The sequence below is a fragment of the Mucilaginibacter pankratovii genome (assembly GCF_014773265.1).
Taxonomy (GTDB): Bacteria; Bacteroidota; Bacteroidia; order Sphingobacteriales; family Sphingobacteriaceae; genus Mucilaginibacter; species Mucilaginibacter pankratovii.
In genome coordinates this window covers 61,924-87,300 of sequence record NZ_JACWMY010000016.1, presented here as the reverse complement: position 1 = coordinate 87,300, position 25,377 = coordinate 61,924, and the positions used below count along the sequence as shown (strand labels likewise).

Here is a 25,377-nt window from a genome sequence, read left to right as displayed (position 1 = left end):
GTAGCGCAGTCGGGGTGAGTTAAATATGCGAGCGATAATTTCCCTTATACCCTTATATAGATCTTCCTGCTATCCAGTATCTTCCCAACCACCCAGCAGATAAGCATATAGCTGATGGCAAACAGCAGCGAGCCTATGGCGCCCGGCGCTATGGCCTGGTAAACCGCGCCGTTTATCCAATCGAAAAAGCTTACTTTCCCTACGGGGATCATCCAGAAAGCGATGATGAGGATCTCGGAGAGGATATAAATGGCGAGCGGGTTTTTACCTACGGTAGTGAAGAAGGAGGTCCAGTTTCCGGCATTCCATTTAAGCACTTCAACAATGTAGATGAGCGAGGAGATGATCACCATATCCAGCCCAACGGTAAGTAACGTGAACGGGCTGGTCCATAATTTTTTACCTATCGGGAAGCTCATGTTCCAGGCAAGGGCGATGAAAAGGAAGAGGCAGCCAACCAGCAATAGCTTGGCTATGGATTCGTAGCTTTTGCCTTTCTCCTGTATGAATTTACCCACATAATAGCCGCATATTACGTTCACAATAGCAGGGAGGGTGCTCAGGATGCCCTCCGGGTCGAAGGCTACACGTTCGCCGTGGTAGAGGTGCCCGTCGCCTAAAATAAATTTATCGAGGTAAGTTCCTGCATTGGTCAGCATACCGTAGGGCGCGGCAGGATCGCCAAACAGCAGCAGCAAAACCTGGTAGCCCACCAGCAGCAATATGCTGATGATAATGACTGCTCGTTTGGATTTGATGAAGTAAACGATAAGCGAAGCAAATAGATAGCAGAGTGCTATGCGCTGCAGTACGCCCATAACGCGTGTTCCGCTGAAAGGCCTGAACGTCCATACGCCGTTAATCCGATCGAAGAACGGACACCAGTACATGAGGTAGCCCAGCAGGAAAATGATAAATGCGCGTTTAAAGATCTTACCCAAAACAGAGCCGGTGCTCATTTGCGCGAATTTGGCCGAGGTAAAACTCATGGCGTTGCCCACCGCGAACAGGAACGACGGAAACACAAGGTCGGTAGGGGTAAAACCGAACCAGTTGGCGTGCTCCAGCGGGGCAAAGGGCGTCGCGCCACTGCCGGGTGTATTTACAATGATCATAAAACAAATGGTCATTCCGCGAAACACATCCAGCGAAAGAAACCTGTCGGGCTTTTGGCTCATAATTCAATAAAAGGTTTAAAACTTGTTTAGGGGAAACAATGGTACAATATATAAATAATTCGATACTAAAAATAGTCCTCCTTATTTCGTTTCTAAAACTATATAAAAGTTTTTAAAATATTTTAAAAAGATTATTTTTAATCTTGCAGATTAGTGTAAAAACATACCAACGCCTATTTATCTAACCGGTAATTATCCTATTTTTGAATTCCATGCTTACGATGACCAACCATACGCTGGAGAAACTGGAACTGCTGTTAAAAACAGCCGGTTACCGCGTGCGTTACGAGAAAGGCAACTTTAAAACCGGTGCCTGCCTGCTGCTAAGCAGCCGTATGGTAATGGTGAACAAGTTTGCCAACCTGGAGAGTAAAATTGCGGCCATTGCCGACCTGGCCCGCACCCTCGAAATAGACCAACACCTGCTCGATGAAAAACAGGCTGCATTTTTGCATCAACTAAAACAAACAACACTGCAGCTGTGACCATAACATTTTTAGGAACCGGAACATCGCAGGGCGTGCCTGTAATAGCCTGCGACTGCGAAGTATGCACCTCTGTCGATACGCACGACAACCGCCTGCGCGCCTCCATTTTAATTGAAAGCCCGGATAAAACCGTGGTGATAGATTCGGGGCCTGATTTTAGATACCAGATGCTGCGTGCCGGTGTAAAGCATCTGGATGCCATTGTTTTTACGCACGAGCATAAAGATCATGTGGCCGGGATGGACGATATCCGCGCGTTTAATTACAAGCAGCAAGTTGCAGTGGATATTTACGCCGATGCCCGGGTACAGACGGCCCTTCGCCGCGAGTTCCCTTATATTTTTGATGATAAAGGATACCCGGGTATCCCGCAGATAGAGATGCACAGTATCGATCTGCATCCTTTTGATATCGGCGACATTCATTTTACGCCCGTAGAGGTAATGCATTATAAATTGCCGGTACTGGGTTTCCGGATAAATGATTTTACCTACATCACCGATGCCAAAACGGTAACCGAGGCGGAGAAGCAAAAGATTCGCGGCAGCAAAATATTGGTGATAAATGCCCTGCAAAAGCAAACCCACATTTCGCACTTTACGCTGGATGAGGCCATTGCCTTCGCGAAAGATATAGGTGCCGAAACTACCTATTTTACCCACATCAGCCACCGGTTGGGCAGGCATGCCGAAATTACCGAAGAATTACCTGCCGGTATAAAGCTGGCCTACGACGGCCTGAAGCTGGAAATTTAAGCTCTCCCTCAAAATCGCATCCTTAAAGCATAGCGGATAACCATTAATAGGCGACTAGGATTCAATACAGCTCGATATAACTCACCTGGTTTATGGTGCCGCTGTAAGCTTTTTGGTGGCCTTTCAGCAATACATCTACCTGACCGCGGATTGTTACCATGCGGTTATTCATATGAGCGTAACTGCCGTCCTCTGATGCAAAAAAGCCCTGTTGTGTCCCTTTTAAATAAAGCGGGCAATCCTGCGTAAAATTCACCCAAAGGGCGCGGCTGTTGCCATGGTCGGCAAACAGGCTGTCGTTCACCAGCGCCGATAGGTTTTTACCCTCTGTATATTTACCATAAACCTCTACGTATTGCTTATCGTAGTACTTAATACTATCAACCAGGTTGGTATAGCTTACTTTTTTAAAGGCTATCCCGGCGCTGCAATCGCTGGTGTAAAGCTTTTTGTTATGCGCGCAGCCGGAGTATAGCCACATAGCCGAAATTAATAACCATAACATGCCTACTTTACCCATTTGCCAGCCTTTAAACCAATAGTTTACAAGTTAAGTAAAACGGCGGATGATAAACGGTTTATTTAGTGTAATAATTATACTGTAAATGCGTATTTTATCTAAAAATCAGTCGGCGTGAAAGTATCCCTTATTCAGACAGTACCCAATGACGATGTTGTGGCTGGCGGCTTGTATTTAAACGCGGTTTTAAATTGGTGGCAAATCGGCTTAATTATTTCCCTTTTAATCTTCCTCACCTATATATTTATCAGAAAACGCCGGCAACGTTTGCTTAAAAAGTAGAAGGCAATTTACTTATTCAGCTCCCTCAGCAAACGCCTGATGTAAGAGCCGGCACCCGTAAGTTGTTCGTCCGTCCAGCTACCGTTGACAGGAGCGCCGGGCTCTAAAATAGCGGTGGTTTCGTCTTTATCGGTCAGGTTCCAATTGGCCGAGCTTAGCTGGTTTGCCGCCATCCAGTTTACCCAAAGTTTTGTTTTTGTTTTGCTGAACTGCCCGTTACCATTGGCTTCGCCAACGCCCCACTCGGTTATCATTAGCGGCAGGCCGAGTTTAATGGCTTTATCACCCTTTGCGCGTAGCCTATCCTGGTGGCCCTTATCCGAAGCATAAAAATGGAAGGAATAAGCGATATTGTTAAAGCCAGTTACCGGGTCGGCAGCGGCAATATCCACGTCCTGGTCCCAATGCGGGCTGCCTACGATGATGAGGTTTTTAGCGTCGTATTTACGGATCTCGGGGATCACCTGCAGAGCGTAGTTTTTTACCGTGTCCCAGCCGATCCTTTCGGGTTCGTTCCATATCTCATAGATCACGTTAGGCACGCCGCTGTATTTTTTGGCCATCTCCGCAAAAAAGGCTTTGGCTTCGGGCGTATGCAGGTGGCTGTTATGGTCGTGCCAGTCTATAAGTACATAAATGCCGTTTTTAATGGCCTGGTCTACCACGGTGATCATTAGCTGCTTTTGCAGGGCTGGCTCCTGCAGGTAACCATGCCGGGGCTGCACACCCATAGCAGAACGGATGATGGATGCTTTAAAATCCTTCGCCAACCAGTCAACCACAGCCGGATTGTAATATTTCTTACCCGCTCATAAACTCCAGGAAAGGCTGATACCTCTTAGCTGTGGCGGAACCCCATTTTTATTTACAATTTTACCACCCTTAACGCTTAAGGCACCGTTAACCGCCACCGGCGATCCGGCGGGTTGCGCGAGTGCCGCGGATAAAAAACCAATGGTTATCAGCAGCAACAAAATAGCTTTCTTCATCATCAGAACAATGTAGGGCAAATGCCGCGGATAACCTGAAGATTGTAATAAATTAATAAGAGTATGCTTGAAATTCAATAGAAGTAAAAAAATTTTGCCAAATAAATTAGCAAAATTTGTATATTGAACCGTCTTAAAAAACAACCTGCAACCTGGTACCATGCTTTTCACCGAAGATTTTTTGCATTACGTATGGAAGTTTCGCCTGTTCGACAGGCTCAACCTGCGCACAACCGAAGGGGAGGAGCTTGAAATTTATTCGGTGGGACTGCATAATACCCACGCCGGGCCCGATTTTCAGAACGCGCGTATCCGCATTGGCGAAACTACCTGGGCGGGCAACGCCGAATTGCATTTAAGCTCGGCCGACTGGCAGCGCCACGGACACACCGATGATGGCGCCTACGATAATGTGATACTGCATGTGGTGTATAACGATGACGCGCCCGTATGGCTACCCAGCGGTCGCCGTGTGCCTACGCTGGAGCTGAAGGACCGTATTAGTGCCGATCTGTACCAGCGCTACCACAACCTTGTTTTTGGTAACCAAACCATTATCCCCTGCGAGGCCGGTATTGGCAGGATAGACCCGCTGACGATGCAAAACTGGCTTACCCGCGTGTTGGTAGAGCGCCTGGAAAAACGCGCAGAAGCGGTGAACGCCGCCCTCGCCATCAACCGGGGAGACTGGGAAGAAACCTTTTACCAATACCTTGCTGCCAATTTTGGCTTTAAAACCAACGCGCTGCCTTTCGAGCTTTTGGCGAAATCGCTGCCGCAAAATATCCTCGCGAAGCATAAAAACAACCCGCTGCAAATTGAGGCCCTGCTATTTGGGCAGGCCGGTTTTTTGGAAGGCGAATTGGTGGATGAATACCCGCGCAGCTTAAAAAAGGAATACGATTACCTTCGGAAAAAGCTAAGCCTTACACCCATAGAGAACCATCTTTGGAAATTCCTACGCATGCGACCGCAAAACTTTCCTACCGTGCGGCTGGCGCAGTTTGCGGCGCTGGTGGTGCAAAGCAACCACCTGTTCTCGAAGATACTGGAGGTGAAAGAGGTGAAGCAGCTGCGGGCGCTGTTTGCCGATATTAAGGTGAATGATTATTGGGAAAACCATTATCGGTTTGATAAGGAATCGCCGCCTTCAGCCAAACATTTTGGGCAGGCATCTGTAGATACTATACTGCTGAATACCGTGGCTTTATTTTTGTTTAGTTATGGCAAGCATATGCAGCAAACGTACTTTACCAGCCGCGCTTTAAAACTTTTGGAAAATATACCTGCTGAAAATAACCATGTTACGGCAGATTTTGCTAACTTAGGGGTGAATATTTTCACAGCGTTCGAGTCGCAGGCACTGCTGGAGCTCAAGAATAATTATTGCGACTATAAGAAATGCCTGCAATGCGGCGTTGGAATTAAAATACTAAAACCCGGCTGATATGCTACAACGGATCATCACCTTTTTTGAGCGCTACTCTTTTGGAGTATGTACTTACCTGGGCGAGCGTTTCAACGTTTCCATCGCCAAAATAAGATTGTTCTTCATCTACTCGTCGTTCCTGGCGGTAGGTTTCCCGCTGATATTTTACTTCTTTGCGGGTATTGTGTTAGACTTCCGTAACTACATCAAGCGCAGCAGAACCCGGGCTGTGGATATGTGATGTTACAGTTATTGCCTGATAATTTTCTTTCGGCTGACATTACTTTATTGCGTATTCGTAGGTAATTGTGTGTTTAAAACCGGTATCATCGGTATACCAGGCACTCTTAGGGAAATCTGCACCGTTATAAGTTAAATTTATCTGAATACCGCCGCTAAATTTTATCGACAATCTATTATTGATGGTGTTAGCAGGGAAAGTATTTATAAAGCAGGTATAGTGCGGATTTACGCCAACTACATTTTTAAACGGGTTGTTTTTATTATCGTAAGAAACAGGGTAGGCATAAGCCGGATCAAATAGAGTTGGCGCGCCAGAATATACCGTTTGCCCAAGCGCGTTATAAGAATACCTGCCCAGGTCGCCCAAAAATATTATCTGATTACTTGCGGTTAACGAAACCGGCCACATATATGCGGCTTTTCCATCTTCTGTAGTAGCGGGGTAGGCCTTTGTCGGAGTTATTATATCACTGTTGTAGGAATATAATTTCACCTCGCCGGGTGCGCCGTTAAATGTAAAATAAGCTGATTTTACTACCCTGTTCTGCTCATCATAGGTATACCTGTAACTTTCATAGATAGTCTGTAACGAATCTCTTAAACGGTATTCGGACAGACGTTTTTTATCATCATAAACAAATTCCTCAACATTGGTACGGCTGTAACCCATTTTTGTAGTTATGCGGCTGACAAAATAACGCTCGGGGGCGAAAGTCTCCTCGGGTGTAACGGGAGTAACCGGTGTAACCGGCGTGACAGGTGTTACCGGGACAACCGGCGTTACGGTGCCTCCTTTTGAGCAGGATTGCACGGTTAGAAAAATTATAAAAAGCAGCAGTAATAAGGAATAGGATTTTTTCATGATGTGCGAAGATAGGTTTTGAAAGCGAAATATCGATGTGCTGCACTTTAAAAATTTAGCCTACCCAAACAATCCTTCATCCTTGCTAATAAATTGCGGCCTCATCAAACTGGTGCCCAATCGCTGGTTCAGCTTGCTTATTACATAATCGCACAGTTCGGGGCTGTAACGTTCATCGTGCTGGTGCATAAAAAACCAAACGGATTGCAAGCCCAGGTCTTTCCACTGGATGATTCTGTCTACCCATTCATCACAGCGGACGTAATCGGTAGGGTGCAGGCTGTTGCCCACAAAGCGGATAAAGGCGTGTGGCGTGGGCAGCATCATGTGCAGGCAATCGCGGCGGCCGCTGGCATCCGTAAGTATGCTGCCAATATTCAGGCGTTTAAACAGGTTATAAACAGCTTCTTTGTTCTCCGGAACGGCAAACCAGTCCTTGTGGCGCAGCTCTACAAAAACGGGCACATCGGTGGGCAAACTTTCCAGGTAGGCGGTAAGCTCGGGCAGGCTTTTGGGCGTGTAGTTATCGCTCAGCTGTAAAAACAAGGGGCCCAGCTTATCGCCGAAGGCCATAATGCCCTCATAATAAGCAGTGGTGATTTCTTCGGCATTTTTTAGGCGACGGATATGACTGATGCTCTGCGAAAATTTGGGGCAGAATTTAAAATCGGGGTTAGCATCCGCCTTTTCTTTCCACTTGCTGATGGTGGAAGGGCCATAAGTTTGATAGAAGGTGGCGTTAAGTTCGATGCAGTTAAAGTGTTTTACGTATTCATCCAAAAAATTAGCGTCCTTGGTTTTTGGCGGATAAATTTTCCCTACCCATTCCTTACGTCCCCATTTGGCGCAGCCCGCACGTACCTGCAGGGCTCCCGTGGTACCTGCCGAACGCAGAGTTTCCACCGTAAACTCCGGATCGGGCGGGAGGCTGAAATCTACAAAATTAAGTTCTTCGTCGGTTACGCGGCCAAATTCCATATTGCTATAATTTTTGGCAAGATAAGCAGATTTAAAATCCGGCGGTTATTTAATCGAAAGAATAAAGGCCAATAATTTTTGCGCAGAGTCTTCTTCAGGCTCGGTATCGGTATTGATAATAAAATGGGGATGAGCAGGGACCTCAAAGGGATCGTTAACGCCGGTTAGATTAGTTATCTTATCGGGATGCCCTTCGGGCAGCATGGCTTTACGGTAAAGCTGCTTGGTATCGCGCAGCATCAAAGTATCCATGCTACAGCTGATGTAAACGGTTTTTACGTTTGCATATCCGGTTTCAATTTCCTGCCGGATATCCTCGTACGGGTTAATGGCGCAGATGATAGGGATAATATCGTGCTTCGCCAGTACATCGGCCACAAATGCAAGTCGGCGAATATTTTCGTTACGACCGGCTTTGGAGAAATCCAGGTCGGCACAAAGTTTTTTGCGGTATACATCGCCATCTATCACCTTGCATTTAAGGCCTTGTTCGGCCAATAAAACTTTAACCCTGTTGGCCAGAGTAGTTTTTCCCGCGCCCGATAATCCGCAAAACTGTATGACCATTTTTCCTGAGTTTTAAATAAGAAGCCGGTTTTTTAGTCGCAACCATGCGCCCTCCCAAAAAATCACTTTGGGCATGACGTAACCCAGTTGCCCGGCCTGCAAGCCTAAGTAGGCCGCTATTAACGCCTGCTCGGTTTTACCTAAGGTAGTGTGCTGCTTAGGGTTACTTGCTTTTAGTATTTCTCCCGGTGAAGAGTTTTTATTGAACGAGCTGTTGGCCTTTGCCGATACCCCTGCTACCGTTGCCTGGCCCAGCACCGGCAGATTTTTAATGCCTAAGAACGATGCCATTTGACAAGTGGTAGCCTGCGGGTCATCGCACAGTTCCTCGTAGCGCAGCAGCAAGTATCCTGCTTGCTTTAAACCACCTTCGCGCCGGGCAATAATATAGGAAGCTTTCAGCGCGCGCAAAGCACCGCGGATGCCGGCACCCGGCTCCATTACCCTTCGCGAAGCGATGGTAGCCAATGGCTCGCGGATCACATGGATGATGCGGGCGTTTGGTGCCTCCAGCCTGATGTGGTTAAGAAAGCGTTCGTTGGTGGGCGTTTTATCTACCCAGTATTTTGCGTTTAGTCCCCAGGTACAGCTGGCATAAGCCAAAACTACTGCCATGTGCGGCCATTGTGTGCCGGGAGCCTGCTCTATGGCTTGCCACCAGCTGAGCAGGTAACGCGCAAAATCCACATAGGGCGATGCAATGTTGCAGCTGCGGCCCAGCAGCCAGTAAGGTGGCTGGTTTATAGGGTTAGCCAGCCTGCGCAGCCATTCGGTACCCATATAAGCGGGCCATTTATCCGGAGGTAATTGTTTAAGCTTGGCTTCCAGGTTGGTGTAAAACGTGCCCTCGGAGGGTAATACGCAAAGCTGTGGATGGCCATCGAGCAGGTTGCGAACCAGCGTAGTGCCGCTGCGGTGCACCCCGCAGATAAACACCGGGCGGGTGGCAAGGTTCAACCCGTCCTCCACCTGTTTTTTTGATAAAGGCATGGGGCCAAGCTGTTCGGCCACATCCCAAACCAATTGCGACCATTCCCTTGCTGCAGTTAAAAGATCCGCAGGCACGCTGCCTTCCAGCCGCTGCTGTGGCAGTAGGTTGTGTAATCGCGCTTCGGTTTGAATGATGCTGGCAAGCATTGCTGGTAAAGACGGGTTCTGTTATAAGTAATACTGTAAAAACGAATAAAGGGTTGCGTACCGCTATGCTTTTTGCATGAACGATGCGCAACTCTGGAGATTGGTTTCCTTATCGCTTTCATGTCTGACTCACCCCGGCGACGCTACGCTGGCCGACCCTCTCTGCTACGCAAAGAGGGTGAAGAAAAAGAAAAAAAGAAAAGCCCCCTCTTTCCGCAGGAGAGAGGGGGCAGGGGGTGAGTCAACTCACCTCGCGGACATACACGCTATGATTTAACCTCTTTTACAAGAACATACCGCCCGAAGCTTCAATCCTTTGTGCGTTGATCCAGCGGCCATCTTCCGAGCATAGGAATGCGATAACACCACCGATATCATCGGGTTGGCCGGGGCGACCCAATGCGGTAATAGAGGATATAAAATCGTGCATACCCGGGTGGCTGTCGAATGCGCGTTTGGTGAAATCGGTTTCTATAATGCCCGGTGCAACCAGGTTGGCGGCAATGCCGCGACTCCCGAGTTCTTTAGCCAAATATTTGGTAAATACCTCTATAGCGCCCTTCATGGATGCATAAGCGGCGTAGCCCGGGGTAGCAAAACGGGTAAGCCCGGTAGATAGGTTGATAATGCGCCCGCCATCGGCTATGGTAGTTAAAAGCGTTTGTGTTAAAAAGTAAACGCCTTTAAAATGTACGTTGAACAGGTTGTCGAAGTCCTCTTCGGTGGTTTTGGCGAATGGCGAGGCAGCATCGATACCGGCGTTGTTTACCAGGAAATCGAACGTATCACGGTTCCATTTTTCTTTTAAAACAGCGGTTAAGGCCGTTTTAAACCCTTCGAACGACGATACGATACCGGTATCCAACTGTAAGGCTGCGGCTTTTAATCCAAGCGATTCAATTTCTGTCACTACTTCGTCGGCTTCTTCTTTTTTGCTGCGATAGGTTACTATCACATCATTTCCTTTCGAGGCCAGTTTTAAGGCAGCGTTTTTACCAAGGCCCCTGCTTCCACCTGTTATGAGTGCAATTTTGTTTGTCGGTTCCATTTTTGTTTTTGTTTTAGATGATGATACAAAGATGCAGCAAAAACCGGCGCCAAAAATGGTGACAGCTTCAGAATAAATGGTGACAGCTTCAGTATTATTGGGGGATTACGCCGATTTCGACAGGATGATGATGACTTTCAATTCGCTACTCCCTCAAACATCTGCTCTTTATATTCCTTTGGCGTAACACCTTCAAAGCGCTTAAAGAATTTGGTGAAGTTGGATGGATCGAAGGTGAGCAGGTAAGCGATCTGTTTGATAGGGGTTTTCTGTTGCAGCATGTTTTTCGCAATGTCCATTATTCTTTTTTCGAAAAAGAAGCAGGGCGATTTGCCTGTGGTGAGTTTAATGGTATTGCTTAAATGGGTTGGATGGATGTGCAGGATCTCCGCGAAATCGCGGATCTCGAACATATCGGTTGTTTTTTCTTGTACAATATCGTCGAGGTGCTTATCTAACTCCTTCAGGAAATCAGCGGTGATCTGGTGCCGGCGGGCTAATATTTTTTTGGGGATAACAGGCGGCATATTGGTATACAGTTACTTTATCAAAGTTAATGATAAAGCGTTTCATTTTTGCAAGGTTGAGGGGACGATGATGAATGACGGTTAAGCCTGCTACACGTTGGCCTTTAACAGCCAGCGCCATGCCCAGCGGGTGGCGGTATTAAAGCCGCCGAAGCTATCCACAAATTCAATAATATGCCCAAGGCAGTTTTGAGTGAATTTGCCGCGATAGTTTTTGGTGGCTTCTTTAAAAACGGCATCGGCGTTTGGGATACCGATGCGTTCGTATATCGCTTTGCGCACGTACATGGTGCGTACAAAGTAGATATTCATCAGTATTACAAAGCTATACAGCGTGCGTTTGATATAACCTGCTTTGGCGGTGTAACCCTCTAATAAACCTTTTGTGAAATGGATGTGGCGGCCTTCCTCTATGTTGTGCAGCTCGAATACTTTGCGCAAAACGATGTAAATCTCGGGGGCGCGGCGGGTGTGGTTGCCATACATATCGGTGATCAGTTCCACGGCAAGGCTGCCCATAAACAGGAAATCGGCGGGCAGGTAATTGGTGCTGAATTTCCCTACAAAGGCGTGCATTTTGGTCGGCGGTAATGCTTGCCCCTTTAACTGCGTAATAGTTTGCGCGAACATTTCCTGGTGGCGGTATTCCTCGATGATCTCGCGGATGAGAAAGCGGTGTTCCGGCCCGTCAGGCGGCAGGGTGAGCAGGTGGCGCGTCATAAACACGCAGAACAGCGCCTCGCCCCAGCCATAAGAGTACAGCACCTGTACTGCTTCGTGCCGACCCAGGTCGGTTTTTTGTTGTTGGGTGAGGGTATCGTAAACGGCGAGGCCTTGTAACGACGTTAAGATCTCCGGCAGGTAAAGGTCGGCAGGGGAGGGTTGCTCGGCCCAGGGTACATAAGTTTCGGGCATCAGCGGGCGCTCCTTGCTAATTTTTACCAATCGCTCTATTTCCTCGGCCCGCATAGTACGAAGATAACGTAAAAAAAGAACTTGGGGTTTGCTGGTAGGTTAATGAGTTTCCTCCCATTGTTGGCTATCAGTTTGCCTATATATTAATGCATAAAGCGCCCGTAGCCCGAAAGTGCCTATACTGCCATAATCCTTTATTTTTTTTACCGTTCCGTCACCGAATCTGACAGTAAGCGTGGTGGATATGCCGTCTGTCCAGTCTGCGAAATAGGCTTTCTTCATTTTGCCGACATCTATATAGCTGAGCAAACTGAAAATTTCTCGTATCGTATTAGGTTTAATAGTCCCCTTGAATTTTCCTTGCCGTTGGTCATCCTTTATTTTACGATAGTTTGCCTTGCCTGAACTGCTAAAGGATATAGTAAATAATTTGTAGCCGCTTTGTTCGTTTTCCAGTTTTATCCACTCGATGCCCGCATGTACCGGCATGGAGTTGTATTCCACTAAGTTGCCGAATTTATAGATAAGTGTATCCACGTATAAAGCTTGGCTTTTCGCTTTCAACACATCCTTAGATGGACTATAATTACTATGAAACAGAATGAGCGGTTGATTTTTATTATTTATTACGGTAACATACACGCAGTTGGTCTGGTATATCGAGTTGGTATTACCGATGTGTACGAACTTAAAGTGGTTGTTCCCACCATCCATAACAAGTAAGGGTGCCCTTGCGTCGCCCTTGATGCCATTAATAACCAGGTCAGTTAAGCCATCTTTATTTACGTCCAACTTTATCCAGGTGTGTATTGCTGCGGTGTCAACATTCACATCGCATTTTTTTAATTCTTCAATTATTTCTGATACCGGGTGAATGAATTTTTTTAATCTTTCCCGATTTTCCTCCGGATTACCGCCCAGATTGGCCATGAAATTAATTACATCCTCGTTGATTTTCAAGCTATCAATTTTATTGGCTGATGCAAATCGGCTCAGAAGCAAAAAGGACAATATGATAAACAGGTATTTAGGCATACCTAAAGTTAAACAAAAATAGCGATGAGTTTCAAACCCAACTCTATATAAAAAATTTCCCTTTTCCCTCTAACCTCTAACCAACTACCTCAGATCCACCAGTTCCGCACCCGGATGTGCTTTTTTATCGTAGGTGAAAGTTGCATCGGTTAATTTGGTAACCGGGGCAAATGTTTTTAGGGTGTAGGTATAATGGCTGCCATTTTTATCAAATATCATGGCGCTATACAGTTGATTTTTAACTTTATCTACCAGTAGGCGCACTTTGAAAAAAGTAGCTTTACTATCTTCGGGCGTGAGGTCTATAGCCTGGTAAGTTTTGCCGCCGGCTTTTTGGAGGCCGGTGTAGATGTATTTATAGCCTTTCTCATACATGGTGAAGATCTTGGCGGGGTTAAAGCCTTCCTCGCTGTTGTCCGCATCGGCTAACTGTACCTCGTTGGCATCTTTAAGGTAAGTCCACTGGCTTTTGCCATCGCTGATGATCTCCTGTGAAACCAATTTGCCTGTTTCATAAATAGTTACCTTGTATTTGTTTGTCTTCGACCGGGCGATAAGCGTACCCGTTTGCGTTTGCTTGATGTTTGCCTGGGCATTATCTACCAGCAAAGTGAAGTCGGTTTTTACGGCATCGTAGCTGCGGTATTGCTTGCTCAGCTTGTTTAATATCAGCTTTGCTTCGTTGTCTTTTTGCGCAAAGGCACTTGTAAAAGTAAATGCCGATGCCAGTATCAATAGTGCTAATTTTCTCATTTTTGGTGTGTTTGTAAACGTCACAGCATTAACCGTTGGGGTTAATAATAGTTTAGAGTGATGTTATACAATTTAGTTTAATCGCGTGGTTTTTGCAGGCTTTCCAGGTGGCGTTCCAGGCTGTATTCGTCCGGGTAGAGTACGTCGCGGGCTTTGCTGCCCTCAAACGGGCCAACGATGCCGGCAGCTTCCAGCTGATCGATAATACGGCCGGCGCGGTTGTAGCCCAGTTTCATTTTACGCTGGATAAGCGAGGTAGACCCCTGCTGGTGCAGTACAATAAGGCGGGCTGCTTCCTCAAACATCGGGTCGCGGTCGTTAGGGTCGTATTCTTTGGCACTGCTTCCGGCTTCGCCCTCGCCCACATATTCGGGCAGCATCATTGCCGAAGCATAGCCGCGCTGGTTACCGATGAAATCAGAGATCCTTTCCACCTCTGGTGTATCTACAAAGGCGCACTGCAGACGGATGAGGTCGCTGCCGGTAGAGAGCAGCATATCCCCGCGACCGATCAATTGGTCGGCACCGCCGGCATCTAATATCGTACGTGAATCTATCTTGGACAACACCCTAAAAGCCAAACGGGCCGGGAAGTTGGCCTTAATAGTGCCCGTAATAACGTTTACCGACGGGCGCTGCGTGGCAATCACCAAATGGATACCCACCGCACGGGCCAGCTGGGCAATACGTGCTATCGGCTGCTCCACTTCTTTACCGGCGGTCATCATCAAATCCGCAAACTCATCAATCACCAGTACAATAAATGGCAGGTAACGGTGTTTCTCCGGGTCGCTAATTTTCCGGTTTACGTATTTGGTATTATATTCTTTCAGGTTACGTACCTGTGCATCTTTCAGCAGATCATAACGCTGGTCCATCTCAATACAAAGCGAATTGAGCGTGTTTACCACCTTTTTGGTATCGGTGATGATAGCATCCGCCTCATCGGGCAGTTTGGCCAAAAAGTGCCGCTCTATTTTGCGGAACAGGGTAAGCTCCACCTTTTTAGGATCTACCAGTACAAATTTAAGTTCGGCAGGGTGTTTTTTATAAAGCAGTGATACCAATATGGCGTTGATTCCTACCGATTTACCCTGGCCGGTAGCACCAGCAACCAGTAAGTGGGGCATCTTAGCCAAATCGGCAATGAACACCTCGTTGCTGATAGTTTTACCAAGCGCTATGGGCAGGTCCATAACGGTATTCTGCCATTTTTCGGTAGCCAGGATCGAGCGCATGGATACCATCTCGGGGTGTTGGTTTGGTACTTCTATACCGATTGTACCTTTACCCGGCATTGGCGCAATGATACGGATGCCAAGAGCCGCAAGGCTCAGGGCTATATCATCCTCCAGATTCTTAATTTTAGAGATCCGCACACCGGGCGCGGGGATAATTTCGTACAGCGTAACCGTTGGGCCAATGGTGGCTTTTATCTTATCTATCTCGATGTTATAATGGTTCAGCGTTTCAACGATCTTGTTTTTGTTGGCCTCCAGTTCGTCGGTGTTTACCGGGATCTTGTTAGACCCATAGTTCTCCAGCAGATCCAGCGTTGGGTATTTGTAGGATGCCAGCTCCAGCGTATGATCATAAGTGCCAAACTGGTCTACCAACGATTGTGCTTTTTTATCATCGTCGCTTTTTTCGATGTTTAAAATAGGCATAGGGCGCGCTACGTCAATAGTAAGCGGGATGTCGTTGTCCGGCTGCTCCTCCTCAACATATGGCTCCGGCGTTAAAACCACCGGCTCGTGCGCTATTACATTTTGTACTAATGGCTGCTGTTTCAGGGGTTCCTGTTTCATAGGCTCGCCGGCCACCAGGTTTTCGCGGACAGTTTGCCTTGGGCGGTTACCCCGCGGCCATTCCACCGGCAGGGAAATATCCTCGTCCACCAGGTCAACCGGCTCGGGCGAAACGTCGTCAACTGCAACAGGGTTAACGCTCTTGTCCGCGCGGGAAGGGAGCTTAAAATCGATATTATAAGCGATCACCAATACGGTGAGCCCGGCAAACGCCAGTATACCACCGGTGCCGGCATGGCCAACCTGCACGCTCAGCAGGCGGTTGCTCCAATACCCAAATTCGCCCTCCAAAAAGTGAGGGTAATCTATAACCATGGCGTGGATAAAACCAATAGTAACTGATAGGAACACCATGGTAAAAATGCTGTAGGCAAGCATTTTTGGGAGAGAAAACAACCTCACTTTAAATACCAGCCTGAAACCGATAACAAAGAAAATGAACACAAAAATAAAGGAGGCCACGCCAAACCACTGGTAAATGAACTGGTTGGACAGTAGCGCGCCAAATATGCCCAGCCAATTATCAACCGGGTCGGTAATGCCGCTTTCGATGAGTTCTTTGGAGGATTTGAACATATTATGCCAGCCGCCGTTTGCCGGCGAAACATAACTTTGGTCCTGCTCCCAGGTGAACAGGTAAGAGGTGAACGCGATGAGGAAAAATACCGCGAGCACAAGGAAGAAAAGCCCCGTTATTTTTAAAATCCGGCCATCCTGCAAATTAAAAACGGGCAGGCGCTCTACCTGCTGTTTTAGTGTTTTTGGCCTTTCGGCTTTAGCACCCGGCTTGCGCGGTGCTTCTTCATCCTTAAAACTATTAGTCCTGAACTGGTTTCCTTTTACTGGCATCCTGCTTTCTCCGCACGTTTAATTGCAAATATAAAGTTATTAGAATTAATTCGGATTAACGGGATGGTGGAGATTTTTTTGGTGGGGGAGTGGTTCATAGTTCATAGTAGTGTGAGAGTGGTTGAATAATGAATGGTGTGTAGTCAATGGAGAGTGGTTAGGTAAGTGAGTTGAGATTGAGCGGGAGTAGCTGGATACCGAACGGAAGATGGCGATTAGTTGAATGTGCAGAAAGGTACATAGCTATTGGCTGTTTCTGTAAAACCATTTTGGGAACAATGAGTAGATTATGGCATTGCCTTCGGCCCGGGCTTTCCGTTTCAAGTCCGCACTTCGCTGCGCTGCGTTTACGGGCTTTCCACTGCAATCCCTAATGCGGAAGCGCACGCTTTGTAAGGTTGTTTGCCAATGGCATGCCTTGAATCCCATATTTACTTACAGCAAAAGCAAGTGAGCATGTGGGCCTCCGCAGGGTCTCTCGCAGAAGACCCTGCGGCAGCGTGCAGAGCGGAGATGCTGCGCGGGAATGTCCTGGTGCCGCAGGGCCCTTTTTCAAAAAGATTCTGCCGGGACGGGAAAATGTCAACAAAAAAGCCCTTTGCTGTTAAGCGAAGGGCTTTTTCAATAAGATCCCAGGCTTACCTACAACCCAAAACCGTAAGCTATCCTTAGGCCAAGCAAGCCATAGTTTCGGCTCTGGCCCGAGAAGCTTTCGTAACGCAGGCCTACATCCCATTTTTTGGAGGCGTAGCCAATGCCCGGCGAAGCAATAAGTTTGCTGTCGCCGCCGCCGTTATCAACCTCAAAGCCAGCGCCCACTTCCGCGCCTAAGTAGATGTTTGACGATACAAATGCTTTGATGCCGAATTTAACCGGGATAATATCCAGGTCGTTTTGCATTCTCTGGCCGGCTCCTAAAAAGCCCGCTGGTACGTAAAGTGGTTTGGTAAAGAAATGGTAAAAGCCGGATGTAAAGGTTAGCGCCACATTATCGGCAATCCCGTACTGTAAGCGCGGGGTAATGCCAATGCCGGCGTTTACCGCATCGCGGAAACTGCCCACAGGTAAAAGCCCGTCAACACCAATACCAAAGCGCCATTTGCTTTTAGGTACCGACTGTGCATTGGCGGTTGCGCTAATAAATAGAACGATAAACGTAAGTGTTGTTAAAAGTAATTTTTGTGCTGTTTTCATGAAAAGATTTAGTGTGTAAATAGCGCATTAACGGCTAAAAGAGCGGGTGTTGTATAAAGCAACTGGTGTATGATGTGGTTAATTTTGTATTCGCCTCATTTACTTTGCATTAAAATATTATGTGCAGGCTTAATAAAGAGGCTGTTTTGCGTGAATATATTTTCTTAATTTTAGTAACATCTCCAACAAAGCCCACTCCAACTACCACACCCAAAATCTACCACCATGATCAAAAAAATACCCGCCTTTTTATTACTCGCCCTGGCGCTCAACTTTACCGTTAGCGCGCAGGATCTTAATAAACCCAAACTGGATAGCCTGCTGGATGTGCTTGCCGCCAATAATAAAACCATGGGCAGCCTGGCCATATCAAAAGATGGTAAGCTGATCTATCAAAAGTCGGTAGGCTATAGCTCGGTTGAGGCTAAAACACCGGCGGATGCACACACTAAATATCGCATCGGATCCATCAGTAAAATATTTACCGGGGTGATCGTTTTCCAGCTGATAGAAGAAAAGAAGCTTACCCTACAAACCACGCTGGATAAGTATTACCCGCAGATGCCAAATGCTGCAAAAATTAGCATTGCCCAATTGCTGGGCCATCGTAGCGGCCTATTCAATATCACCAACGATCCTGCATTCGGCACATACATGACAACCGCGCAAACACACGAACAACTGCTTGCTAAAATGGCTGCATTAAAACCTGAGTTTGAACCTGGGGAGAAATATAAATATAGCAATACCAATTTTATTTTGCTTGGCTACATCATAGAAAATATTACCGGTAAGCCATACGCAGAGGTGGTGAAAAAACGCATCACAGATAAAATAGGTTTAAAGGATACTTACTATGGCGGTAAGATAAACCCGGTTAACAACGAAGCATTTTCTTACCGGTATGCCGGGAGCTGGAAACTATTGCCCGAAAGCGATATGAGCATCCCCGGCGGTGCCGGCGCACTGGTATCAACCCCAACCGACCTGGATAAATTTATAGAAGCGCTTTTTGCCGGCAAACTCATCAGTGCGGCCAGCCTGGCGCAAATGAAACCTGCAACAGAGCGGTACGGCCTGGCCATGCATAAGATTCCTTTTCAGGATAAAACCGGCTATGGCCATGGCGGTGCTATCGACGGCTTTCTTTCTTCACTGGCCTATTTTCCTGAAGATAAACTTGCCGTTTCTTACACAAAGAATGGCGGCAATTATTCGGCCGATGATGTTACTGCGGGTGTGCTGGCTATTTATTTTAATAAACCCTACAGCATCCCAAGCTTTGCAGCCGTTAAAGCAGAAGGCTTGGAGAAATATACCGGCGTTTACGCCTGCCCCTCGTTACCCATAAAAATTACGGTAACCAAAGATGGCAATACGCTTACGGCGCAGGCAACCGGGCAGGGTGCTTTTCCGCTGGATGCAACCAGCACGCCCGACAAATTTATTTTTGACCCGGCAGGTATCGTAATGGAATTTAAGCCAGCCGATGGCACGTTCACCCTAAAGCAGGGTGGCGGTGAGTTTTTGTTCACCAAAGAGAAATAAGAATTAAGCCCCTTAACCGGGGCATTTTTTTTACTCAAACTGCAGTTCCCATTTATCTTCACCGGCGTCAACTACCCTAAAGATGGTTTTTGATACCGATTCGCTGCCATCTGCCGATTGCAGTGTGACGGTATCATGGTCGTGGTAGGGTGATTCTGATTTTGGTACCATAATGGCAGTCATCCCTTCGGGGCTACCTTGTATTGTTATTGTTCTCATGTTATTGGGGCTTTTGGTATGGAATGATAACAAGGGGCGGGAGAATAAGTTTTATGGGTTATACGCAGTGTATGGCAAATTCTTTTTTTAAATCCCTCCTTGGGGAGCATAGCCGTCAACTTAAGGTTTTGAATTTTAAAAGAGCCATCGGCTCGATAAATATTGTAGCGGCGGGTTTTAACCCGCCGATGCAGCCGAGGGTTTTGATGAGTGCCGTAGGTACGACCCATATTTACGATTTATATCGGCCGAACCGACGGTTCTTTACGCTGGTGCGATTTTGTGACAACGGATTGAAATCCGTTGCTACAAAATCGGCAGACGCGTAGCGTCTGCTTTACTCCTTAAATTGACGGCTATGCTCCTTGGAGAGGGGTGTGGTGGGCTATGTGCGCAAAAGCAGCGAGGGGTTTCGCCGGTTGTTTTAAAAACGCATTGAACTTCGGTTGTCCCCTTAGAAAAAAATCTTGCGGATTTTTGGTGGGGACACCAAAAATAGGGGAGTAAAGTTGTTACGGTTTCTTCGGTATAACCGCCGTTGCCTCTATCTCCACCAAAATATCCTCACGAAACAATTTGCTTACCTGCACCAGCGTGCTGGCAGGCGGGTGGTTTGCATTGATGAATTTGTCGCGGATATTGCGGAGGGTTTGGATATTGGCCACATCCAACAGGTAGAAGTTAAGCTTCACTATATCGCCCATGGTGCCACCCTGGCTTTCTACAATGGCCTTTATATTGGCAAATGTTTGCTCTATTTGTTTGGCCACATCGCCCTTGCCTATCAGCGCGCCATCCTTATCCAACCCAACCTGCCCGGATAGGATAAGCATTTTGCTGGTACCCATATCAATAACCACTAACTGAGAATAGCCTTTTGGCGTGACAACCCCGGGTGGGTTTACAAATGTTACCGGCGACTTTTGCTGCGCGAAGCAGGCTGTGGAAACGAATAGTATTATTAAAGGTAGAAAGCGTTTCATGTGGAAAGATAAATGGTTAATGCAAATATAGCTCCTAAGTAAGGGATTGGGATGCCTGTCTTTTGTCTTGATTCTTGCCTCTTATCTCTTGTTTCCCAACTCTAATGTTTTTTCTTCTTTAACAACCCTCCGGTTGTATCGTCCACGCTTTGCTGTACAATAAAGGCGGTAGGGTCTATCTTTAATATTTCGCGTTTTATTAAGGGCACTTCCAGGCGGGTGGCCACGGTGAAGATAATTTCGCGGGGGGTGTTGATATGGCCATCTTTACCATATCCGCTTTTACCCTGGTAAACGGTAACACCGCGGCCCAGATTTTGGGTGATGGCCATCCTGATCTCTTCGCCTTTGGCGGATACCACCGTCATGCCGGTATATTGTTCCAAACCGTTTAGTATCAGGTCGATCATTTTAGATGCCGAGAGGTAAGTTAGGATAGAATACAGCCCCTCTTCAACACCCAAAACAAAAATTGCTGCAATAAATATAAATACGTTTAAGGTTAATATCACATCGCTTACCCGCACTACTTGTGTGCGCTTGCTTACCAGCACGGCTGCAATTTCGGTTCCATCCAAAACCGCACCGCCACGTATGGCGAGCCCTATACCCGCGCCTATGAACACGCCCCCAAAAACCGCCGTTAATAATTTATCGGGTGTAACATCCGGGAATTTCACGAAGGCCAGCACCAGTGCCAGGCCGCCAATGGCCAGCGCGCTGCGTGTTGCAAAGCCTATACCCAATTTGCGGTACCCTAAATAAAGAAAAGGCAGGTTGATGACAAATATTAAGATAGGTAAGGGCAGGTGAGTAACATCTGCCAGCAGTATAGATATGCCGGTTACGCCGCCATCAATAAAATGGCTGGGCAGCAAAAAACCTTTAAGCCCCATCCCTGCGGATAGGATGCCTAATATAACCAGGGTGGTATCTATAACGTATGATCTGTATTTCATAACAAAGGATCGGATGTGCGCTTAAGGTAGCAAAAAGTTTGCAGTTGGCGGTTCTCAGTTGGCAGTTAAAAAAAACTGTAAACTGCCCACTGCTATCTGCCCACTGAATTACCAGCCGCTCTTTAAACCTTCTTTTAAAGCCGCCTGGTAGTTCTCTAGGTCGAAGGAGTATAAATATGGTGCTTTATGCGCACCGCCTTTACGGGTTTGGGGCAGTTTGTTTAAAATGCCAAAGCCCAGCATCCGGCGCTGAAAGTTGCGCCTGTCCAGCTTTTTGCCAAGGATGGTTTCGTAAAGTTTTTGCAATTCGGGCATGGTAAACTCCTTTGGCATCAGGTTATAGCCAATGGGCTGGTAACTCAATTGCAGGCGAAGGGTATCCAGCGCGGTAGTAAATATCAGTTCATGATCGAGCAGGAAAGGGGGCAGGTCGTTCAGATCGCGCCAGGTGCAGATCTCGCTGAACTCGTCCGGGGTAGGTATCGCATTAAAAAAATCTACCAGGGCGTAATAGCCAATGGATATAAAGCGGTGCGCAAAGAAGTTTTTCTCCTTAGCTATAATATCGCTATACATTTCGTTGTGCTGGCGGTTGCGGTCAGGGTCGCCAAATACACGGAATTGCTGTAAAAACACATCGTCGATACCGGTACGGGTTGCTAAAATGCGGTTGGCGGCCACATCAATAGGTTCTACCTTTTGTACAAAACCGCCGGGCAGCTGCCAGCCAGCCTCGTTTTTGCTTTTCAGCATCAGTACCTTCATCTGGCCTTCATGAAAGCCAAATACAACACAATCTATAGAAATATAGTCGAGGTACAGCGCATGGGCTTCGGCAGAAAATTCTTCCAGTTCTTCTTTAGTCAGCATTTATACTATTATACGAAAATACTTTGAATGTTTAAATTTAATATCTACAATTGTGTACCAATTACACCCATTGTTTACATTTTTTTAACAACCAATTATAACCAATAAGTTTAATAAACTTTAATAATGGGGAAATTTACCTTATTTATTGGTGTTGAAGTAAACATATAACCCAGTTTATTCAAAATGAAAAGTTTCTTTACAAACAAACCTCTCTTTAAAATAGCTGCCGCTGCAATATTGGTATTGCCTTTTGGCAACACTATGGCGCAAACCCAATCTAACGTCAACATGAATGCTTTTATAAGCGGGCTGATGAAAAAAATGACCGTCGACGAAAAGATAGGTCAGCTTAACCTGGTTACAAGCGGCATGGCCATTACCGGCTCTGTTACCAATAATGGTGTAGATAACGGTATAGCCAAAGGGCAAATAGGGGGCATATTTGGTTTATATGGTGTAGAGAACGTACGCAAAGCGCAGGAGCTGGCTGTAAAGAACAGCCGCCTGCATATACCTTTAATATTTGGGTTGGATGTGATACACGGGCACCGCACCATTTTCCCGATACCGTTGGGGATGTCTACAACATGGGATCTGGATATCATTCAAAAATCCGCGCGCATTGCTGCCAAAGAGGCAACAGCCGAAGGCCTTAACTGGGTATTTTCGCCAATGGTTGATATTGCGAGGGATGCGCGCTGGGGCCGTATATCTGAAGGCAGCGGGGAAGACCCATGGCTGGGGGGCAAAATTGCCGGTGCTATGGTAAAAGGTTACCAGGGCACCAGCCTTAAAAATGCCGACGCGGTGATGGCCTGCGTAAAACACTTTGCGCTATACGGCGGCGCCGAAGCCGGCCGCGAGTACAATACCGTTGATATGAGCCGCCTGCAAATGTACCAGGATTACCTGCCGCCTTACAGGGCAGCGGTTGATGCAGGTGCTGGCAGTATCATGAGTTCGTTCAACACCGTGGATGGCATCCCATCAACAGGTAATAAATGGTTGCTAACCGATCTGCTGCGCAAGCAGTGGGGCTTTAAGGGTTTTGTGGTGAGCGATTACACTTCGCTGAGCGAAATGAGCAACCACGGCCTGGGCGATCTGTCGCAGGTATCGGCACTGGCCTTAAAAGCCGGTTTGGATATGGATATGGTTGCCGAAGGCTTTTTAAGCACACTAAAAAAATCGTTACAACAAGGCAAAGTAACACAGGCCGAGATAGACCTTGCCTGCCGCCGTGTGCTGGAAGCAAAGTATAAACTTGGCTTGTTTGATAATCCATACAAATCATTAAACGCCGAAAACGAAAAGAAAGACGTTTTTACCGAAGAGAACCGCAAAGCGGCACGCTTAGCTGCCGAACACTCTTTTGTATTGCTGAAGAATGCTAACCAGATACTGCCGCTGAAAAAATCGGGCGGAACAATTGCTGTTGTTGGCCCGCTGGCAGATAATAAACGCGATATGCTGGGTACCTGGGTTATTGCCGGCGAGTGGGAAAAATCGGTGAGTGTATTAGAGGGTATAAAACACGTGGTTGGCGATAACGTAAAACTGATTTACGCCAAAGGTGCCAATATTACTGATGATACCGAGTTTATGAAACGCCTAAATTTTGGCCCGGGCATGGTTAGCCTGGATAGCCGTTCGCCCGAGGATATGATAGAAGAGGCTGTTAAAGCGGCAAAAAAGGCGGATATTGTTGTTGCTGTGGTGGGCGAGAGCCAGAGCATGAGCGGCGAATCATCAAGCCGGTCGGATATTGATGTGCCCGAGAGCCAGAAAAAGATGCTGAAAGCGCTGGCCAAATTAGGCAAGCCTATGGTAATTGTATTGTTTAACGGCCGCCCGCTTACCCTAACCTGGGAAAATGAGAACGCAGCTGCCATATTAGATGTATGGGCCCCGGGTACCGAAGCAGGCAACGCCATAGCCGAGGTGTTATTTGGTAACTATAACCCATCTGGCAAGCTTACTGCCACTTTTCCGCGTACGGTTGGGCAGATACCTATCTATTATAATCACAAAAATACAGGCCGCCCTTATACCGATGGGCCAACCAAATTCAAATCAAATTACCTGGATATTTCCAACGATCCGCTGTTTCCGTTCGGTTATGGCTTAAGCTATACAAGCTTTGGCTACAGCGATGTAAAATTGAGTAAAACGAATTTAAAAGGTGCCGAAACCTTAACCGCAACAGTAACGGTAACCAATAAAGGCACCTATGCCGGCGAAGAAGTTGTACAGCTTTACATCAGCGACCCGGTGGCAAGCATCTCGCGGTCGGTTAAAGAATTAAAGGGCTTTCAAAAGATAAATCTTCAGGCTGGGGAGGCAAAAGAAGTAAGCTTTACCATTACGCCCGAGCTGCTGAAGTTTTACAATAGCCAGTTGAAGTACGATTGGGAACCGGGAGAATTTATCATCCAAATTGGCACAAATTCGGCTGATACGCACAACGCCAAAGTGAAGTGGCTAAAATAAACAAACGGTGTAATTGTTAAATTACACTTATACAAATGATAAGCTAATGTGCCTTGAATTAATTCTAAGGCACATTTTTTTTATAAAACCGCTAAAACAAGGTGTTTAGCGGCCGGTACAAATCCCGGCATTTGCGGCGCCTGCCGCAGATGCCCGTGTTAATGAATAATTAACATAAAAATAATATAATGGTAATTTATACCGAAGTTAACAGCAGTCGTTTTCACAAAAAAAATGTCCGAAAATGGATTTTGCACTACCTATTAAACAAAATCAGCATGTTTTATAATTAAAAAGGCTTTATAACAACTTTTTTACATTGCTAAGTTTTTATAAAAGAGGCGTTATTGTTAACATGTATTTAAAATAGTTTTTAAAATTTATAAATTATTGTGCGAAACTTCTTAAAAAATAAATAATTCATAATTCTATTATTTTGGCTTGTGTAACCTATACACTCTATTTATATTAGATGCATTACCAATATAAACTTTTCCGGACGAGGAAAAGCGCAAATTTTCAGGAACAAAAACTTGGTGCGCCGAACGAGGTACACCATTAATACAAATAGGAATAAAAATTTTAAGCAGGATAGTTTCGCTATATGATAAAACTTTTACATTTTTTTCTTTTTGAACACTTCACGTATAAAGGGAATCTCACCCCTTTCTCTCAAAGAAAATTGTTAAAGTTTTCCTATGCCACTATCCACGGCAATTATTATCACCGCACTTAGGTATGAAATAAA

At 46.5% G+C, this 25,377-nt stretch carries 24 protein-coding genes and 1 pseudogene; 6 read left to right on the top strand and 19 right to left on the bottom strand.

What is annotated here, in order from left to right; genetic code table 11:
• Positions 1–44 precede the first annotated feature (44 nt).
• The gene (locus IDJ77_RS24935) at positions 45–1,178 is read right to left on the bottom strand and encodes an acyltransferase family protein (RefSeq protein ID WP_191191709.1); all 1,134 of its coding nucleotides are present in this window, start codon (positions 1,176–1,178) and stop codon (positions 45–47) included.
• A 212-nt stretch (positions 1,179–1,390) separates the two neighbouring features.
• On the opposite strand from IDJ77_RS24935, the gene IDJ77_RS24930 reads away from it, so the two are divergent.
• Positions 1,391–1,663: a hypothetical protein gene (locus IDJ77_RS24930; protein ID WP_191191708.1), complete on the top strand. Its 273-nt coding sequence runs from the start codon at positions 1,391–1,393 to the stop codon at positions 1,661–1,663.
• Positions 1,660–2,421 carry an MBL fold metallo-hydrolase gene (locus IDJ77_RS24925; protein ID WP_191191707.1) on the top strand — a complete coding sequence of 254 codons (762 nt, stop codon included), beginning with the start codon at positions 1,660–1,662 and terminating at the stop codon, positions 2,419–2,421. The genes IDJ77_RS24930 and IDJ77_RS24925 overlap by 4 nt, the downstream gene beginning before the upstream one ends.
• 61 nt (positions 2,422–2,482) lie before the next feature.
• On the opposite strand, the gene IDJ77_RS24920 is transcribed toward IDJ77_RS24925, so the two are convergent.
• The 3 genes and pseudogenes from IDJ77_RS24920 to IDJ77_RS27730 form a co-directional block, all read right to left on the bottom strand.
• Positions 2,483–2,941, bottom strand: coding sequence for a hypothetical protein (locus IDJ77_RS24920; protein WP_191191706.1), 459 nt, complete (start codon positions 2,939–2,941; stop codon positions 2,483–2,485).
• A gap of 290 nt (positions 2,942–3,231) precedes the next feature.
• A pseudogene (locus tag IDJ77_RS24915) lies at positions 3,232–4,008 on the bottom strand (glycoside hydrolase family 5 protein); the annotation flags it as partial.
• A gap of 24 nt (positions 4,009–4,032) precedes the next feature.
• Positions 4,033–4,233 (bottom strand): hypothetical protein, encoded by a 201-nt coding sequence (locus IDJ77_RS27730; RefSeq protein ID WP_224751227.1) that lies wholly within the window; start codon positions 4,231–4,233, stop codon positions 4,033–4,035.
• Positions 4,234–4,372: 139 nt separating this feature from the next.
• Here IDJ77_RS27730 and IDJ77_RS24910 point away from each other — a divergent pair, with 139 nt between their 5' ends.
• Together IDJ77_RS24910 and IDJ77_RS24905 are read left to right on the top strand one after the other, a co-directional pair.
• Positions 4,373–5,659: a DUF2851 family protein gene (locus tag IDJ77_RS24910; RefSeq protein WP_191191705.1), complete on the top strand. Its 1,287-nt coding sequence runs from the start codon at positions 4,373–4,375 to the stop codon at positions 5,657–5,659.
• Position 5,660: 1 nt separating this feature from the next.
• Positions 5,661–5,882, top strand: a complete 222-nt coding sequence (locus IDJ77_RS24905) for a PspC domain-containing protein (protein ID WP_191191704.1) — start codon at positions 5,661–5,663, stop codon at positions 5,880–5,882.
• A 39-nt stretch (positions 5,883–5,921) separates the two neighbouring features.
• Here IDJ77_RS24905 and IDJ77_RS24900 read toward each other — a convergent pair whose 3' ends face one another.
• The 11 genes from IDJ77_RS24900 to IDJ77_RS24850 all read right to left on the bottom strand — a co-directional run bounded on the left by IDJ77_RS24900 (position 5,922) and on the right by IDJ77_RS24850 (position 17,557).
• Entirely contained in the window at positions 5,922–6,746 is an 825-nt protein-coding gene (locus IDJ77_RS24900; RefSeq protein WP_191191703.1) for a hypothetical protein, read from the bottom strand.
• A 60-nt stretch (positions 6,747–6,806) separates the two neighbouring features.
• Complete coding sequence (locus tag IDJ77_RS24895; protein WP_191191702.1) at positions 6,807–7,724, bottom strand: DUF72 domain-containing protein; 918 nt, start codon at positions 7,722–7,724, stop codon at positions 6,807–6,809.
• Positions 7,725–7,769: 45 nt separating this feature from the next.
• Positions 7,770–8,291, bottom strand: coding sequence for an adenylyl-sulfate kinase (gene cysC, locus IDJ77_RS24890; RefSeq protein ID WP_191191701.1), 522 nt, complete (start codon positions 8,289–8,291; stop codon positions 7,770–7,772).
• Positions 8,292–8,303: 12 nt separating this feature from the next.
• The gene (locus tag IDJ77_RS24885) at positions 8,304–9,428 is read right to left on the bottom strand and encodes a sulfotransferase family protein (protein WP_191191700.1); all 1,125 of its coding nucleotides are present in this window, start codon (positions 9,426–9,428) and stop codon (positions 8,304–8,306) included.
• Between the two features lie 283 nt (positions 9,429–9,711).
• Positions 9,712–10,476, bottom strand: coding sequence for an SDR family oxidoreductase (locus IDJ77_RS24880; RefSeq protein ID WP_191191699.1), 765 nt, complete (start codon positions 10,474–10,476; stop codon positions 9,712–9,714).
• A gap of 137 nt (positions 10,477–10,613) precedes the next feature.
• On the bottom strand, positions 10,614–11,003 hold the full coding sequence (locus IDJ77_RS24875) for a helix-turn-helix domain-containing protein (protein WP_191191698.1): 390 nt from the start codon (positions 11,001–11,003) through the stop codon (positions 10,614–10,616).
• Between the two features lie 90 nt (positions 11,004–11,093).
• The gene (locus IDJ77_RS24870; RefSeq protein WP_191191697.1) at positions 11,094–11,972 is read right to left on the bottom strand and encodes a diiron oxygenase; all 879 of its coding nucleotides are present in this window, start codon (positions 11,970–11,972) and stop codon (positions 11,094–11,096) included.
• A gap of 45 nt (positions 11,973–12,017) precedes the next feature.
• On the bottom strand, positions 12,018–12,878 hold the full coding sequence (locus IDJ77_RS24865; protein ID WP_191191696.1) for a DUF6438 domain-containing protein: 861 nt from the start codon (positions 12,876–12,878) through the stop codon (positions 12,018–12,020).
• Between the two features lie 159 nt (positions 12,879–13,037).
• The gene (locus IDJ77_RS24860) at positions 13,038–13,706 is read right to left on the bottom strand and encodes a LolA family protein (protein ID WP_191191695.1); all 669 of its coding nucleotides are present in this window, start codon (positions 13,704–13,706) and stop codon (positions 13,038–13,040) included.
• Positions 13,707–13,783: 77 nt separating this feature from the next.
• Positions 13,784–16,363 (bottom strand): FtsK/SpoIIIE family DNA translocase, encoded by a 2,580-nt coding sequence (locus IDJ77_RS24855; RefSeq protein ID WP_191191694.1) that lies wholly within the window; start codon positions 16,361–16,363, stop codon positions 13,784–13,786.
• A gap of 642 nt (positions 16,364–17,005) precedes the next feature.
• Entirely contained in the window at positions 17,006–17,557 is a 552-nt protein-coding gene (locus IDJ77_RS24850) for a hypothetical protein (protein WP_191191693.1), read from the bottom strand.
• Between the two features lie 225 nt (positions 17,558–17,782).
• On the opposite strand from IDJ77_RS24850, the gene IDJ77_RS24845 reads away from it, so the two are divergent.
• Positions 17,783–19,105 (top strand): serine hydrolase domain-containing protein, encoded by a 1,323-nt coding sequence (locus IDJ77_RS24845; RefSeq protein WP_191191692.1) that lies wholly within the window; start codon positions 17,783–17,785, stop codon positions 19,103–19,105.
• A 30-nt stretch (positions 19,106–19,135) separates the two neighbouring features.
• Here the strand turns inward: IDJ77_RS24845 and IDJ77_RS24840 are convergent, their stop codons facing one another.
• From IDJ77_RS24840 to IDJ77_RS24825, 4 genes are all read right to left on the bottom strand, one after another.
• Positions 19,136–19,324: a hypothetical protein gene (locus IDJ77_RS24840; RefSeq protein ID WP_191191691.1), complete on the bottom strand. Its 189-nt coding sequence runs from the start codon at positions 19,322–19,324 to the stop codon at positions 19,136–19,138.
• Between the two features lie 512 nt (positions 19,325–19,836).
• Positions 19,837–20,307: a RidA family protein gene (locus IDJ77_RS24835; RefSeq protein ID WP_191191690.1), complete on the bottom strand. Its 471-nt coding sequence runs from the start codon at positions 20,305–20,307 to the stop codon at positions 19,837–19,839.
• A gap of 101 nt (positions 20,308–20,408) precedes the next feature.
• Positions 20,409–21,266 (bottom strand): YitT family protein, encoded by an 858-nt coding sequence (locus IDJ77_RS24830; RefSeq protein ID WP_191191689.1) that lies wholly within the window; start codon positions 21,264–21,266, stop codon positions 20,409–20,411.
• A gap of 108 nt (positions 21,267–21,374) precedes the next feature.
• Positions 21,375–22,136 (bottom strand): NUDIX hydrolase, encoded by a 762-nt coding sequence (locus IDJ77_RS24825; protein ID WP_191191688.1) that lies wholly within the window; start codon positions 22,134–22,136, stop codon positions 21,375–21,377.
• Positions 22,137–22,322: 186 nt separating this feature from the next.
• Between IDJ77_RS24825 and bglX the strand changes: the two genes are divergently transcribed.
• Positions 22,323–24,629, top strand: coding sequence for a beta-glucosidase BglX (gene bglX / locus IDJ77_RS24820; RefSeq protein ID WP_191191687.1), 2,307 nt, complete (start codon positions 22,323–22,325; stop codon positions 24,627–24,629).
• Positions 24,630–25,377 lie beyond the last annotated feature (748 nt).

What these genes read in the sequence shown, in the direction of transcription:
- IDJ77_RS24935 (WP_191191709.1), bottom strand. Translation starts at nt 1,178, where the DNA reads ATGAGCCAAAAGCCCGACAGGTTTCTTTCGCTGGATGTGTTTCGCGGA.
- IDJ77_RS24930 (WP_191191708.1), top strand. Translation starts at nt 1,391, where the DNA reads ATGCTTACGATGACCAACCATACGCTGGAGAAACTGGAACTGCTGTTA.
- IDJ77_RS24920 (WP_191191706.1), bottom strand. Translation starts at nt 2,941, where the DNA reads ATGGGTAAAGTAGGCATGTTATGGTTATTAATTTCGGCTATGTGGCTA.
- IDJ77_RS24910 (WP_191191705.1), top strand. Translation starts at nt 4,373, where the DNA reads ATGCTTTTCACCGAAGATTTTTTGCATTACGTATGGAAGTTTCGCCTG.
- IDJ77_RS24905 (WP_191191704.1), top strand. Translation starts at nt 5,661, where the DNA reads ATGCTACAACGGATCATCACCTTTTTTGAGCGCTACTCTTTTGGAGTA.
- IDJ77_RS24900 (WP_191191703.1), bottom strand. Translation starts at nt 6,746, where the DNA reads ATGAAAAAATCCTATTCCTTATTACTGCTGCTTTTTATAATTTTTCTA.
- IDJ77_RS24895 (WP_191191702.1), bottom strand. Translation starts at nt 7,724, where the DNA reads ATGGAATTTGGCCGCGTAACCGACGAAGAACTTAATTTTGTAGATTTC.
- cysC (WP_191191701.1), bottom strand. Translation starts at nt 8,291, where the DNA reads ATGGTCATACAGTTTTGCGGATTATCGGGCGCGGGAAAAACTACTCTG.
- IDJ77_RS24885 (WP_191191700.1), bottom strand. Translation starts at nt 9,428, where the DNA reads ATGCTTGCCAGCATCATTCAAACCGAAGCGCGATTACACAACCTACTG.
- IDJ77_RS24880 (WP_191191699.1), bottom strand. Translation starts at nt 10,476, where the DNA reads ATGGAACCGACAAACAAAATTGCACTCATAACAGGTGGAAGCAGGGGC.
- IDJ77_RS24875 (WP_191191698.1), bottom strand. Translation starts at nt 11,003, where the DNA reads ATGCCGCCTGTTATCCCCAAAAAAATATTAGCCCGCCGGCACCAGATC.
- IDJ77_RS24870 (WP_191191697.1), bottom strand. Translation starts at nt 11,972, where the DNA reads ATGCGGGCCGAGGAAATAGAGCGATTGGTAAAAATTAGCAAGGAGCGC.
- IDJ77_RS24860 (WP_191191695.1), bottom strand. Translation starts at nt 13,706, where the DNA reads ATGAGAAAATTAGCACTATTGATACTGGCATCGGCATTTACTTTTACA.
- IDJ77_RS24855 (WP_191191694.1), bottom strand. Translation starts at nt 16,363, where the DNA reads ATGCCAGTAAAAGGAAACCAGTTCAGGACTAATAGTTTTAAGGATGAA.
- IDJ77_RS24850 (WP_191191693.1), bottom strand. Translation starts at nt 17,557, where the DNA reads ATGAAAACAGCACAAAAATTACTTTTAACAACACTTACGTTTATCGTT.
- IDJ77_RS24845 (WP_191191692.1), top strand. Translation starts at nt 17,783, where the DNA reads ATGATCAAAAAAATACCCGCCTTTTTATTACTCGCCCTGGCGCTCAAC.
- IDJ77_RS24840 (WP_191191691.1), bottom strand. Translation starts at nt 19,324, where the DNA reads ATGAGAACAATAACAATACAAGGTAGCCCCGAAGGGATGACTGCCATT.
- IDJ77_RS24835 (WP_191191690.1), bottom strand. Translation starts at nt 20,307, where the DNA reads ATGAAACGCTTTCTACCTTTAATAATACTATTCGTTTCCACAGCCTGC.
- IDJ77_RS24830 (WP_191191689.1), bottom strand. Translation starts at nt 21,266, where the DNA reads ATGAAATACAGATCATACGTTATAGATACCACCCTGGTTATATTAGGC.
- IDJ77_RS24825 (WP_191191688.1), bottom strand. Translation starts at nt 22,136, where the DNA reads ATGCTGACTAAAGAAGAACTGGAAGAATTTTCTGCCGAAGCCCATGCG.
- bglX (WP_191191687.1), top strand. Translation starts at nt 22,323, where the DNA reads ATGAAAAGTTTCTTTACAAACAAACCTCTCTTTAAAATAGCTGCCGCT.